Below are 13,092 nucleotides of genomic sequence, written 5' to 3'. Positions count from 1 at the left end.
CGAAGGACAGACAGTGAGCGCCTGCACGGCCGGCGAAAAACTGGGCGTTTCAGGCACCCTGCCGTCGCATCGCCAGGATCGCCGCGCCAAAACCGATAAAGGTGGTGCCCACCACCCTGTTCACCCAGCGCGACAGCGACGGCCGGGTCAGCACCCCCTTGGCCCGCGCAGCCAGGGCGGCATACGCGCTTAGCGAAGTGAGCGACAAGGCCACGAAAATCCCGGTCAAGGTCAGGAACTGCGGCAACAGCGCAGCCCCCTGGTCGATGAACTGCGGGAACAGTGCAGTAAAGAACATGGTCGCCTTCGGGTTGGTCACTGCAGTGAGAAAGGCCGATTTGAACAGTTTCAGCGGCGTGGGCCGCACCTTGGCTGAACGCTCTGCGGCCCCCTGCTCCAGCATCGGGCTCTTCTTCAGCAGTTGTCGCGCGCCCAGGTAGAACAGGTAGCCCGCCCCCAGGATCTTCACGGCATTGAACAGTACTTCAGAACTGGCCAGCAGTGCGCCTAGCCCCAGCATGGCCGCTGCCGACAGACAGAACAGACCCGTGCCATTGCCCAGCGACGACCAGATCGCGCTGCGTTGGCCATGGGCAAGGCTGTTGTTGATAGCCATCAAGGTGGCAGGGCCTGGGCTGGCGATCGCGATGGCGGCGACCAGGGTAAACGCGAACAGCGAGTGAGAATCCATTTTCAGGCTCGTCAGACAAACAGGAAAGGCTGCGTCAATTGCACGCAGGTTCAGCCGGCATTCTGCCGCTTGGCCGCCTTTTTGGCGATAGCCTTCATTCGCGTCGCCGCACGCTGCACAGTGGCCATTTTCTCGGGCCGCTTCATGCCCCGCCACTTGCGGATTTCGTCACGGGTACGGCCGCAGCTCACGCACAGTTCGCTGTTGAGCTGGCATAACGAGACGCAGGGGTTGTCGATGTCTTTGGCCATGCCACTACTCAGCCAGGCAGTTCTGCCCGCGCACGTTCGCCAGCACTGTGGAACACCTGGCGCACTTCCTCGGCCTTGACCTTGGTGACCGACCTGGCCACCCGCAACTCTTCGACCACGCGCAGGCCCTGCTCCAGGGCTGTTGCCAGTTGCTCGGCGTCGGAGGCGTCAGCGATATCACCCAGATAAGGAGCGATGAGATACACGTAACGGTCCTGCAGCTTGAGCGCTTCCAGCGCGTCGAGGGCTTTCTGGAACCGGTCGGCAGCGGCAGGGCTCATGCTCAATTTATCGAAATGAATCAGGCTCACACGGTCAGTGGCCATTATGACGAATCTCCGTTTCCTGTGCGGCCAGGCCCACAAGCAGCAGCGCTTCTACGATGCTCGTATGTGCGGTCCCGGGTTATGCCCATCAGGGTACCAGAAGCCGAGGCAGAAAGGGCCATTGCCCCCAGAACTAAAAGTATTTGCCAAGTCGCGCAATGGACGCCCCATGGCGTTATGGGGACATGAGCCGCTATCTGCTGCGCAGGATAATCCCGCCAGCAATCCACCCCGCCGAGGCCGTCATCGTGCTCGGCAGCCCACACAACAAGCCTGCGCGTCCAGGCAATACACAAATGGGGCCTCATCATACATGGCAAAGGAACACATCCCCGAAACACTCGATCTTGGCGTCACAGACCCCTCGAAAACCGCAGAAGCCCGCCAGGATCGACATTTCGAGGGCAAGCTTGACTGGATCGTCTTTGGTTTCACCAGCCTCCTGGCCATCGCCTTCGTGCTCTGGGGCTTCCTCAACCAGGCCAGCCTGGCCAGCAGCGCTTCCAGCGCGCAATCCTGGGTCATTCTCAATTTCGGCTGGTTCTTCGTGCTCACCTCCTCCCTCTTCGTGGTGTTCGTGCTGTGGCTGGCCGCCAGCCGTTACGGGCGGGTGCCGCTGGGCCGCGATGGCGAACAGCCAGAGTTCCGCACGGTGTCCTGGGTAGCGATGATGTTCAGCGCCGGCATGGGCATCGGCCTGATGTTCTTCGGCGTGGCCGAGCCGCTGTCGCACTACATATCGCCGCCGCCCGGCTCGGCCAGCGGGCAGACCAGCGAAGCGATGCAGGTGGCAATGGCCACTACCTTGTTCCATTGGACCCTGCACCCTTGGGCCATGTACGCCATCGTCGGCCTGGTAATCGCCTACGGCACCTTCCGCCGTGGCCGCTCGCAGCTGATTTCCGCCGCCTTCCGGCCGCTGATCGGCAAGCACGCAAACGGCCCTCTCGGCCGCCTGATCGACATGATGGCAATCTTCGCCACGCTGTTCGGCTCGGCCGCCTCGCTGGGCCTTGGGGCGCTGCAGATTGCCGGCGGCCTGGAATACAACGGCTGGATCGAAAGCCCCGGTAAACTGTTCTACATCTCGATCATCACTCTGCTGACCATTGCCTTCGTGACCTCGGCGGTGTCGGGCATCGGCAAGGGTATCCAGTGGCTGTCCAACACCAACATGGTGCTGGCACTGGTGCTGGCGGTGTTCGTGTTCATGGTCGGGCCGACGCTGCTGATGCTCAATCTGTTGCCGACCTCGCTCGGCATCTACATCAAGATGCTGCCGGAAATGATGGCCCGCACCAACGCCAGCGGCGGCGAACAGATGAACAGCTGGCTGGCCGGCTGGACCGTGTTCTACTGGGCCTGGTGGATCTCCTGGACGCCTTTCGTGGGCATGTTCATCGCCCGCATCAGCCGCGGTCGCACCATTCGCCAGTTCGTTACCGGGGTGCTGTTGGTGCCAAGCCTGGTCAGCCTGGTGTGGTTCACCATCTTCGGTGGCGCCGCCATCGAGGCCGTGCGCGAGGGCGCCTTCCAGCTGGCCAACGGTGCGGTCAACAGTAATCACGCGCTGTACCAGTTGCTGGACAGCTACCCGCTGGCCTCGGCAACCTCGGTGCTGGTGATGATCCTGGTGGGCATCTTTTTTGTTTCGGGTGCCGACGCCGCCTCGCTGGTGATGGGCACGCTGTCGGAACACGGCACCACCGCGCCATCGCGACGCACAGTGATTTTCTGGGGGACGCTGACCGGTACGGTGGCGGCCATCATGCTGGCGATCGGCGACCCAGGTAACCCTGGCGAGGCACTGACCGGGCTGCAGAACCTGACCATCGTCGTGGCCTTGCCATTCGTGGTGGTGATGGTGCTGCTATGCCTGGCGCTGTACCGCGACCTGCGCAAGGACCCGATGATGCTGCGCCACCTGCGCGGCAACGAGCTGATCGAGAAGGCCGTACTGTATGGCGCGGTGAAGCATGGGGAGGAGTTCTACATTGTGGTGCAGGAGAAGAAGGCATCGGCCAAGACAGCGGCAGAGGCCGAAGTAACCCGCAACTGACGGCGTCAACCCGAAAACCACGGGCTGCTAAGCAGCCCGTTCGCGATGCGAGACCGCGCCTGCTGAAACATGGATCTGCTTCAACCTTCCAACGCCGCCGCTATCTTGGCCACATCGATCTTGCCCATCTGCATCATGGCCTCGAACGCACGCTTGGCCGCCGCACGGTCGGGGTGGCCGATGGCTTCGATGAGGATGCGTGGAGTGATCTGCCACGAAATCCCCCATTTGTCCCTGCACCAGCCGCAAACGCTGGCCTCGCCGTCGTTACCGACAATGGCATCCCACAAGCGGTCGGTCTCTGCCTGGTCCGCGGTACTGACCTGGAACGAAAATGCCTCACAGTGCTTAAAGGCCGGGCCACCATTGAGGCCCACGCAAGGGATACCCATTACCGTGAATTCCACGGTGATCACATCGCCCTGCTTGCCTGAAGGGTAATCGGCGGGAGCCTGGTGCACAGCGACAACCCGGCTATCGGGGAAAGTTCGGGCGTAGAAGTTCGCCGCCTCTTCGGCATCGTGGTCGTACCACAGGCAGATGGTGTTCTTGGCAGTCATGGTCTTGCTCCAAGATCGAAGGTGAGCCTTGAGTCTAGCCCCATAGCCCCGGCGTACCGGTAGCACCTGACCACCTGATGCAAATGCAGGATTGATAGGCGATCAAGCCGATAAAAAAAGCGCCCCAAGCGGAGCGCCAGAAAATCCACCTAAACCAAAGGAGCAACAAGGTTGCCAAGGTGGAATCACAGAATCGACAACGGGTACTCCACGATCATCCGCACTTCGTCCAGATCCGACTCGAACGCCGTGGCCCGGGTGGTGGCCTGGCGAACCCGCAACGACAGGTCCTTGGCCGCGCCCGTCTGCACCACATACTTCACCTCGATGTCACGCTCCCAGCGTTTCTGGTCGGTCAGCGGGTTGCCCGCAACGTCACGGCGCATGTAGGTGGCGTTGGCATTGGAGTAGTCAGCATCGTTACCCTTGCCGTAGCGCGTCATGAACGACAACCCGGGTACGCCGTAGGCAGCCATGTTCAGGTCATAACGCAGCATCCACGAACGCTCCTTGGGCGCGTTGAAGTCGCTGTACTGGATGGAGTTGTCGAGGAAGATCGAGTCGGACTGACGCAGGTAGTCGAAGTCGTCGTCGCCGTTGTTGCGCTGGTGCGTCAGGGCCAGGGTGTGAGCACCAAAGCGCACACCCAGCTTGGCGCTCCAGATGTCGTTGTCAAAGGCGCCCAGGCGCTGCTGCCCTTCATCCACAGCCTTGTAATAGTTGAAACCGCCAATCAGCGCCAGCGCCTCGCTCAGTGGCCAGCTCAGGCTGGTGCCGGCGTAGTACTGGTTCCACGCGTCCTTGAGCCGGCTACTGAACAGGCTGACGCTGACATGCTCATTGAGCCTGTAATCCCCCCCACCATAGGCGATCCAGGGCGAATCGACCGGGCCGCCATAGAAGGTCACGAAGTTCTCCCGCAGGTCGCTGGACATCGGCTGGCTCATAGCATGCAGACGCCCGGCTTGCAGGGTAAGGTCCTTGATGCTGGAGTTCTCCAGGGTCACCCCACGGAAGCTTTCCGGCAGCAGCCGCGAGTCGCCAGCCGCCACCACCGGGTTGGCCGGGAACACATCCCCCACCTTCAGTACCGTGTCGAACAGTCGTAGCTTGGCCGCGCCCCCCACCTTGGTGTATTCGTCACGTGCCTGGCCGTCGCGGTCAACCGGCAATACGTCGAAAGAACTGCGCCCGCCGTTGCGGCCGCCGCCCGTGTCGAGCTTGAGGCCAAGCATGGCAAACGCATCCAGGCCAACACCTACGGTGCCCTGGGTGAAGCCCGACTCGAATCGGGTAATCACGGCGTGCCCCCAGGCCTCGGAGTAGCCGTTGTCAGCTTGTTTGCTCGGGTTGTGTGTGGGGGCCACAGAATCGCGATTATCGCGGTTGAAGTAGAAGTTGCGGTTAAGCACGCTGAGGGTGCTGCCCTCCATGAAGCCGTCCGCACTTTTTTCTGCAGCAACAACCTGGCTGCCAACGCCGGCCAGCGCCAGGCAAGCAGCCAGTGTCAGGGGTGATCTGCACGTCATCCGATGCTCCTTGAACGTCGCATTTGTTGTTATGTCGGCGGGCCAAGATTGACGGCCGGCAGATAACGCCAAGGTGATCGGCGCATTACAATTGCGTCATCGGCAACGCAGCGCTCTGGGGCGGGCGCTGCAACATTCTGCAGACATTTCCGACACTAGGCAGTGAACCTGCTGACAAAAAAACGGTCTTTCGCTGACGGTCAACTCACCGACCGGTTCATCGGCCCAGTCACCTGGCCTACTTTTTGTCCTGTTTCAGCGAAGACCCAACATGCCCGATTCCCGCCCAAATGCTTCCGCCCTCCCTGCCCTGCGCATCGGCCTGATTGCCGCCCTGGTGGGCCTTGCCGCCCCCGTGCACGCCGAAGAGCCTGCCAGCGACGCACGCTGGGTCAGTGACAGCCTGAGCACTTACGTGCGCAGCGGCCCGACCGACGGGCACCGCATTGTCGGCACGCTCAAGTCCGGGCAGAAGCTGACCCTGCTCGGCAGCCAGGGCAATTACAGCCAGGTGCGCGGGCAGAACGGCGATGTGGTGTGGATCCTCAGCAACGACCTGCAGGCAGTGCCCGGGCAGAACGAGCGCCTGCCGTTGCTCGATGCCCAGGTCACCGAACTGACCGGGCAGTTGAAGACCATCGACGACAGCTGGAAGAACCGCGTACAGGGCATGCAGGAAACGCTTGATTCGCGCAAGCAGCTGATTGATGAGTTGGAGGCACGCAACAAGGCACTGAACGAGCAGCTCGATCAGAGCCAGTCGGACCTGCGCGATACCCAGGCCCGCCTGGGGGATGAGAACAAGCAGGTGATGATGCGCTACATGGTGTATGGCGGCAGCATTGCCGGTGCAGGCTTGCTGGCGGGGCTGATCCTGCCGGCACTGACCCGTGGGCGCAAGAAGAACGATCGCTGGTTCTGAGCTCGGCAAGGCGTCGGGGCTGGAACGTGCAGGCCTGCCACAGGTCTTGCAGCAGCGGAACCGCCCCTACCGCAACCGTTCCAGCGCCTCCAGCACATACCCCGTGGCCCGCTCCACCTGCCCTTCCCGACACGCAATACCCAACTGCCGCCACAACCCCGGCCGCAGCGGTCGGCGGGCAATGCGCCGGTCCAGCTCGGTCGCCTCCCCCTCCTGCGGCAACAATGTCGCCCCGTACCCGGCGCCGACCAGGCTCTTGATCGCATCGTTGTAGTTCAGCTCGATCCGCGGTTCGGGGTACAACCCCGCCGCTGCAAACCACTCGCCGGTAACCCGCGACAGCTGGGTGGTGCTGTCGTTGAGAATCAACGCCCGTTGCGCCAGCCAGGCCGGGGTGATCCTGGCCGGTGGCTGCCAGTCGGCCGGCACATACGCCAGGATCGGGTCGCGCCGCCAGGGGGTGACCGTCAGCCCTTTGCCGGCCACCTGTGGCAAGGCCACAAGGCCGATATCCAGTGTGCCCTCACGCAAGCGCACGAGCGACGCCTGAGAGGTCAGCACCTGGACCTGCACATCGATCCCCGGGTGCTCCACACGCAGGCGCGCCAGCGCCTGCGGCAGCAAATGGGCGATGGCACCGGTGGAGGCGCCCAGGCGCACACGTCCGGTCAACCCTGCGACCTGCCGGCGCACTTCGTCCAGCGCCAAGTCAGCGTCCGCCAGCAGGCGTCGGGCACGCCCCAGCAGTGTTTCACCGATGACGGTAGGCCGCACCTGGCCACGGGTGCGGGTGAGCAACGGGGCGCCAATACGCGCCTCCAGCTCGGCCACGTGCAAGCTGATGGTGGGCGGCGCCAGGTTAAGCTGGCGGGCGGCCTCGGCAAAGGAGCCCAGGTCGGTGATGACCACCAATGTGCGGAGGCGGTCGAGGCTGATTTCGCGCAATTGTCAGTGCAGGCCCTTTTTCGGGTAAACCCACAGGTTCACCACGTGTTTCAAAACTAATTCAGAAATCCTGAATGTATTGATCATCATATTCAAATTTTCATTACCAATGCTACGGGCGAGCATAGGCTATCTTTCCCCAACCGGACCCCGAGCATGCACACCCCTGTTGTTTTCATCGACGGCGACCAAGGCACCACAGGCCTGCAGATCCATGCCCGCCTGCAGGGCCGGAGCGATCTTCGCCTGCTGACCCTCCCCGAGGCCGAGCGCAAGGACCCGCAACGCCGCTGCGAAGCGATCAACAGTGCCGACATCGCCCTGCTGTGCCTGCCCGACGACGCCGCCCGCGAGGCCGTGGCCGCAATCCACAACCCCCAGGTGCGGGTGATCGACGCCAGCTCGGCGCACCGCACCACACCAGGCTGGGTGTATGGCCTGCCGGAGCTTGACGAACAGCAAGCCGAGCGCATCGCGCAAAGCACGCGTGTCAGCAATCCCGGTTGCTATCCCACCGGCGCCATCGCGCTGCTGCACCCACTGGTCAAGGCCGGCTTGCTGCCTGCGGACTACCCCCTGAACATCCACGCCGTGTCTGGCTATTCCGGCGGTGGTCGCGCGGCGGTCGAGCGGCATGAACAGCCCGGCGCCGCCAAAGCCCCGGCGCTACAGCTGTATGGCCTGGAGCTGGCGCACAAGCACGTACCGGAGATCCAGCAGCACGCGGGGTTGTCGGCGCGGCCGATGTTCATGCCCGGCTATGGCGCCTACCGCCAAGGCATCGCGCTGAGCATTCCGCTGCAGCTTCGCCTGCTGCCTGGACAGGTCAGCGCCGAGCATTTGCAAGCCTGCCTGGAACAGCATTACCAGGGTGCCCGCCATGTTCAGGTGATGCCTCTGCATCAGTGCGGTGCTGCGGCAAACCTCGACCCCGAGGCATTGAACGGCAGCAATGACCTGCGCCTGGCGTTGTACGCCAACCCCGAGCATGGCCAGGTACTGCTCACCGCAGTGTTCGACAACCTGGGCAAAGGTGCCTCTGGTGCTGCCGTGCAAAACCTCGACCTGATGCTCGGTGCCTTACAGGCACACGGCTGATACGGCAAAAACGGTTAGACTGTACAACCCGCGCCAACACAGCGCGGGTCGTATTCTCATCCGCCGGAGCCCCCAGATGTTCATCCTGAGCCGCCTCGACAGCGTGCCGCCCGAATCTTTCCAGAACCAGATCCGCGAGCTGGTCATTCACAATGTCGGCGATTTGAGCAGTGTCGCCATCGCCGTCGACAACCCGCTGTACCCGCTGTACCAGTACGGCGTCGGCATGGAAGTCCACCAGTACCTGCAAGCGCTGGACGGCACCCGCGGTCTGGCTGTGGCGCTTACCCTGGCGCTGGATGCCGAAGCACCGGACCAGTTGCTGGGCTTTGCGCTGTCGCTGCCAGCCCAGGACGATGGGCAGGCCTGTGCATTGGCCTTTCTGGCCGTGTGCGCCAGCCATCGCCGCCAGGGCATCGCCCGTGCCCTGCTGGGCGACCTGCGCTCACGCCATGCCTGCGTGGAGCTGAACGCCTTTGCCAACCAGGTGCCGTGGTTCGAGGCGATGGGCATGCAAGTGGTGGCCGCCAATGGACCGCAGGTGCTGATGAGCAGTACCGGCCTGCCCAGTGGTGCGCTGATCGGGCGCCTGGACATTGCGCCGATTTATCAGACCGCTGAAGTGCTGCAGATTCACACCTATCTGCTTAACCAGCAGGGTGAGGATGCAATGATCGAAGCGGAGCAGATGCGCGATGAGCGGCTGGATGAGCTGACCGCTCAAGCCCAGGAATGTGTGCGCCAGCGCAAGAACGTGCATTGATCCGATGGCCTGTTCGCGGGCTTGCCCGCGCCCACAGGAATACCGTAAGGCCCAAGGCCGGTGATGTACCTGTGGGAGCGGGCGAGCCCGCGAAGAAGCCCCATTGGCCTTTCAGCCATGCACCCAGCGCCGATGCAGCCCACGCGCCAGAGCATCCAGCACAAACCCCAGCACGCCAATCAGCAGCACCATCGCCATCAGTTCGGAATACGCCAGCCGGTCGCGGGTATCAAGAATGAAATACCCAAGCCCCGCACTCACCCCAAGCATTTCGCACGGCACCAGCACAATCCACAGAATACCGATGGCCAGGCGCACGCCCGTCAGCACGTGACCGATTACCCCCGGCACGATCACCTTGCACAAGGTTTCCCAGCGCGTTGCACTCAAGCTGCGGCTAAGTTGCAGCCAGCGCGGGTCCAGTTGACGCACCCCTGCCGCCGTATTCAGCAAGATCGGCCACAACGCGGCAAACGCCAGCAGGAAGTAGATCGGCTGGTCACCCACGCCCATCAGCATCACCACCACAGGCATCCACGACAATGGCGATATCATGCGCAGAAACTGAAATGCCGGCGTGGTCACCGCCTCCAGGTGCCGGTAGCTGCCTACCAGCAAGCCCAACGGCACGCCCATCAGCAGCGCCAGCAGCAGCCCAATCAGGATGCGCTTGAGGCTGACCCAGATATGCCCATAGACCTCGCCCTGCCCCAGCAGCTCGACCAGGCTGGCCAGGGTTGCCGCCGGCGAAAAGCGCGCCGACAGGCCGTCGGCCTGGCCGAACAGTGCTACACCGGCCCACCATAACAGCAACAAGGCCAGCAACCCGACCAGCCCAAGGCCGGCATGTACGACATGGGTGCGCATCAGACCGCAAACTCCTCGCTACGCTCGAAGTTGTCGGCAATGCCGAACACCGACGGACCACCTACTGTCGCGATGGCATTACGCACGAAGCGATCGTCGACCAGGTCGCGGGCGGCATACGCCGGATCCAGCCCGGAAAGAAACGCATTGTCGCCTTCGATCAGGGTGGTTTTCAGGCGCTTGACCAGCTCTTCGGTGTAACTCGGGAACGGGTATGGCTGGAAGTCGATGCGTTTTTCGTCCCACTGCTGATGGCGAATGGCGCCACTGGCAATGTAGCCAGCACGGTCTTCGGCGGCGGGCGCCAGGACCTTGGTCAGCACCGCAGGCTCGTGCGGGGTGTACTTGTTGGGGCCCGCCCTGGACAGCAGTGCGGCGGCTTCGGTGCGATGGTCACGGGTCCATTGCTGGGCCTTGACGATGGCGTTGACCACTTTCTGCGACCACTCCGGGCGGTTATTCAGGTCATGCTCGTGCATGAACACCACGCAGCACGCATGGTTGCGCCATACATCGCCGGTAAAGCGCTGCACGCGGCCTACCTTGAGGTTCTCGGCCAGTGCGTTGAACGGCTCGGCAACGATGTAGCCGGCAATGCGCTTGCTGGCCAGAGCGGGTGGCATGTCGGACGGTGGCAGCACCAGCAGGTTGACTTCGTTGGCGGCCAGTTGCGCATTGGCCGGCTTCGACACGGGCGTCAGGCCGTTGTCGTTGAGCAACTGTTGCAGTACCACATTGTGGATCGAGTACCAGAACGGAATGGCCACTGTCTTGCCACCGAGCTGTTTCACGGCGGATATATCCGGCGCAACAGTCAGGCCCGAACCGCCCACGTGGTTCCAGGCCACCACCTTGGCTGGCACCTTGCTGCCATAGCGCGCCCATACCGTCATCGGCGAAAGCAGGTGGATGACATTGACCTGGCCGGAGATGAATGCCTCGATCACCTGCGCCCAGCTGCGCAGCAGCACCGGGCGCTCGGCCTTGATGCCTTCGGCCTCGAACAGGCCGTTGTTATGTGCCACCAGCAGCGGCGTGGCATCGGTGATCGGCAGGTAGCCGATGCGCACCGGCGCGTCCGGCTCGGCAGCGGCACGCGCCTGCAAGCTCGACAGCAACGGCAATGCACCGGCAGCAGTGAGCATGGCGCCGAGCTTGAGAAAGTCACGACGCGAAGAAGAGGAACAGCAGTCATCCATGCACATGGACAGCCTCCGAGGGCAACGAGGTTGGGGTAGGTTCGACTGTGCGGCTTGCCCGCCGAAGGGTTTTGAGGATTTCAATACGCAAGGCGCCCAGTTCTTCGACCCGCTGCGTCCGTGGTTGCGGCAGGTCGATATGCCACTGCCCGAGGATGTGCGCTGGGAGGTTGCCCAGTAGCAGAACCCGGTCTGACAGCAGCAGGGCTTCGTCGATATCGTGAGTGATCAGCACGGCCGCGGTCTTGTGCGTGGCGATCAGTTGCAGCAGCAACTGCTGCATGTCGGCGCGGGTCACCTCATCCAACGCACCGAAGGGTTCATCCAGCAACAAGACTTCGGGCTGGCGTGCCAGGCAGCGGGCCAGCGCGGTGCGCTGGGCCATGCCGCCAGACAACTGCGCCGGGTACTGGCCACGGGCGTGGGCCAGGCCCACAGCCGCAATCGCATGGTCGATGCGTGCACGGCGTTCGGCATCCGCCAGCCTGGGCTGACGGGCGAAGTCCAGGCCGAAGGCGACGTTTTTCTCCAGGCTCAGCCATGGCAGCAGGCTGGGATCCTGAAAAGCCACCGCCAGACGCGGGTGCGGCCCCTGCAGCGGCTGGCCGTGCAAGCTCACGCTGCCGCCGCCAGGCTGCTGCAGCCCTGCCAGCACCCGCAGCAGGCTGGACTTGCCCACACCACTGGGGCCAAGGATGCTCACGACCTCACCTGGTGCCAGCTGCAGGTCGAACTGCGCCAGCACCTGCTGCCAACCACCCTCACGCGGGTAGCCCAAGCGGATGTCACGGGCCTCCAGCAACACCGCGCTCATGCAACGCCTGCCTGGCGTTGCAGTTCGGCGCGCAATTGCACCAGGCTGGGCGTGACGATCGGCACGAAGGCCGACTCCCGCCATCGGCGGGCAAACCCTTCGCCGTATTCGCAGAGGTAAGCCTTGCCGCCACTGGCCTGCAACTCCAGTTGTACCGCGTCGGCAGCACTTTCAGCCAGGATGATGCGCAGCTTGAACAAGGCCGCCGGCTGCTGCTGGAAGCGACCGTCGAGCAAGCCATGCTTGAGTTCGCTGACGGTGTTTTCCAGGCGTTCGCTAAGCACCTGACGGGCTTCGTCGAGGAACGAGGCTCGGCCTTGCAGATGCGCCTGAACCTCTTCCAGCGCTCGTCGCGCCAGGCCAATGGCCATGCCACATTGCAGCGCCAGGAATGCCGGGCGTACCCGTGGCAGGAATTCGCGTGCATTTTCATGCAGCAACCAGTCGCGGGCCAGCGGCACCTGGTGAAAAGCCAGTGCTGCCGTGTTGCTCGACTGCAGGCCCATCAGTTGTAGATCATCAGAGCGCTCCAGGCCTTGAGCGTCGGAAGGAATGGCCAGCACAAAAGGCGCGCCGCCGGCTTCATCCTCGATGGCCGCCGCCACCACGAAGCCGCTTTTACGCAAGTTGGTCACCCAGTGCAGTCGCCCTTCCAGGTGCCAGCCATCGGCTGCCGGGCGGCCACGCACCTGCAGCGCTTCGATACCGGACAGGAACTTCATGGCGTTGGACAGCCCGGTGGCACCGGCCAATTCACCGGTCAACAGCCGCGGCAGCAGGCGCTCACGCAGGGGCTGGTTGGGGCTGTGCAGCAGGTATTCGATGAAGGCACGCTGGCCCCAGCAGACGAAAGCCGCGGCCAATGAGCGGCTGGCAATGGCGGCGATGGCCTCGACCGCGTCGGTCACCTGCCCGCCCGTACCGCCCAGCGCTGGGTCGACCCCCGTGCGCAGCAGCTGCGATTCTGCGATCTGCGCCAGTACCTGCTGCGGCTCGCACAGGCCCCGGTCGATGGCCTCGGCATTGGCATCCAGCCAGTGTCGAAATGCACAATCTTGCATGGTCTTG

Annotated in this window: 14 protein-coding genes; 4 read left to right on the top strand and 10 right to left on the bottom strand. The window is 63.3% G+C overall.

Features of this window, described 5'->3' with window-relative positions:
• Positions 1 to 49: 49 nt before the first annotated feature.
• From ACF8FB_RS24495 to ACF8FB_RS24485, 3 genes are read right to left on the bottom strand one after another with little or no spacing between them, the layout of a single operon-like run.
• Positions 50 to 691, bottom strand: coding sequence for a LysE family translocator (locus ACF8FB_RS24495; RefSeq protein ID WP_010954467.1), 642 nt, complete (start codon positions 689 to 691; stop codon positions 50 to 52).
• Between the two features lie 50 nt (positions 692 to 741).
• Positions 742 to 942, bottom strand: coding sequence for a DUF1289 domain-containing protein (locus ACF8FB_RS24490; RefSeq protein WP_010954468.1), 201 nt, complete (start codon positions 940 to 942; stop codon positions 742 to 744).
• 8 nt (positions 943 to 950) lie between these two features.
• A complete protein-coding gene (locus ACF8FB_RS24485) occupies positions 951 to 1,268 on the bottom strand; it encodes a hypothetical protein (protein WP_010954469.1) in 318 nt (105 codons plus the stop codon).
• A gap of 313 nt (positions 1,269 to 1,581) precedes the next feature.
• Between ACF8FB_RS24485 and ACF8FB_RS24480 the strand changes: the two genes are divergently transcribed.
• Positions 1,582 to 3,327 (top strand): BCCT family transporter, encoded by a 1,746-nt coding sequence (locus tag ACF8FB_RS24480; protein WP_010954470.1) that lies wholly within the window; start codon positions 1,582 to 1,584, stop codon positions 3,325 to 3,327.
• A gap of 80 nt (positions 3,328 to 3,407) precedes the next feature.
• On the opposite strand, the gene ACF8FB_RS24475 is transcribed toward ACF8FB_RS24480, so the two are convergent.
• Together ACF8FB_RS24475 and ACF8FB_RS24470 are read right to left on the bottom strand one after the other, a co-directional pair.
• The gene (locus ACF8FB_RS24475) at positions 3,408 to 3,887 is read right to left on the bottom strand and encodes a VOC family protein (protein ID WP_010954471.1); all 480 of its coding nucleotides are present in this window, start codon (positions 3,885 to 3,887) and stop codon (positions 3,408 to 3,410) included.
• A gap of 185 nt (positions 3,888 to 4,072) precedes the next feature.
• Complete coding sequence (locus ACF8FB_RS24470) at positions 4,073 to 5,416, bottom strand: OprD family porin (protein WP_010954472.1); 1,344 nt, start codon at positions 5,414 to 5,416, stop codon at positions 4,073 to 4,075.
• 271 nt (positions 5,417 to 5,687) lie between these two features.
• On the opposite strand from ACF8FB_RS24470, the gene ACF8FB_RS24465 reads away from it, so the two are divergent.
• Complete coding sequence (locus tag ACF8FB_RS24465) at positions 5,688 to 6,338, top strand: TIGR04211 family SH3 domain-containing protein (RefSeq protein ID WP_010954473.1); 651 nt, start codon at positions 5,688 to 5,690, stop codon at positions 6,336 to 6,338.
• 66 nt (positions 6,339 to 6,404) lie between these two features.
• Here ACF8FB_RS24465 and ACF8FB_RS24460 read toward each other — a convergent pair whose 3' ends face one another.
• Positions 6,405 to 7,283, bottom strand: coding sequence for a LysR family transcriptional regulator (locus ACF8FB_RS24460; protein ID WP_350298011.1), 879 nt, complete (start codon positions 7,281 to 7,283; stop codon positions 6,405 to 6,407).
• 156 nt (positions 7,284 to 7,439) lie between these two features.
• Between ACF8FB_RS24460 and argC the strand changes: the two genes are divergently transcribed.
• The gene (gene argC / locus ACF8FB_RS24455) at positions 7,440 to 8,381 is read left to right on the top strand and encodes an N-acetyl-gamma-glutamyl-phosphate reductase (RefSeq protein WP_010954475.1); all 942 of its coding nucleotides are present in this window, start codon (positions 7,440 to 7,442) and stop codon (positions 8,379 to 8,381) included.
• Positions 8,382 to 8,457: 76 nt separating this feature from the next.
• A complete protein-coding gene (locus ACF8FB_RS24450; protein ID WP_392509480.1) occupies positions 8,458 to 9,144 on the top strand; it encodes a GNAT family N-acetyltransferase in 687 nt (228 codons plus the stop codon).
• A 111-nt stretch (positions 9,145 to 9,255) separates the two neighbouring features.
• On the opposite strand, the gene ACF8FB_RS24445 is transcribed toward ACF8FB_RS24450, so the two are convergent.
• Genes ACF8FB_RS24445 through ACF8FB_RS24430 form a run of 4 tightly spaced genes read right to left on the bottom strand, consistent with a single transcriptional unit; the run spans position 9,256 to position 13,085 of the window.
• On the bottom strand, positions 9,256 to 10,011 hold the full coding sequence (locus tag ACF8FB_RS24445; RefSeq protein ID WP_010954477.1) for an ABC transporter permease: 756 nt from the start codon (positions 10,009 to 10,011) through the stop codon (positions 9,256 to 9,258).
• Positions 10,011 to 11,216 (bottom strand): ABC transporter substrate-binding protein, encoded by a 1,206-nt coding sequence (locus tag ACF8FB_RS24440; protein WP_350298012.1) that lies wholly within the window; start codon positions 11,214 to 11,216, stop codon positions 10,011 to 10,013. The genes ACF8FB_RS24445 and ACF8FB_RS24440 overlap by 1 nt, the downstream gene beginning before the upstream one ends.
• Positions 11,203 to 12,024, bottom strand: coding sequence for an ABC transporter ATP-binding protein (locus ACF8FB_RS24435; protein WP_350298013.1), 822 nt, complete (start codon positions 12,022 to 12,024; stop codon positions 11,203 to 11,205). Before ACF8FB_RS24435 ends, ACF8FB_RS24440 begins: the two co-directional genes overlap by 14 nt.
• The gene (locus ACF8FB_RS24430; protein WP_010954480.1) at positions 12,021 to 13,085 is read right to left on the bottom strand and encodes an acyl-CoA dehydrogenase family protein; all 1,065 of its coding nucleotides are present in this window, start codon (positions 13,083 to 13,085) and stop codon (positions 12,021 to 12,023) included. The genes ACF8FB_RS24435 and ACF8FB_RS24430 overlap by 4 nt, the downstream gene beginning before the upstream one ends.
• Positions 13,086 to 13,092 lie beyond the last annotated feature (7 nt).

The organism is Pseudomonas sp. yb_2 (assembly GCF_043103905.1).
Taxonomy (GTDB): domain Bacteria; phylum Pseudomonadota; class Gammaproteobacteria; order Pseudomonadales; family Pseudomonadaceae; genus Aquipseudomonas; species Aquipseudomonas alloputida.
Note: the sequence above shows the minus strand (reverse complement) of the source record. Positions and strands in the feature narration are given on the sequence as shown.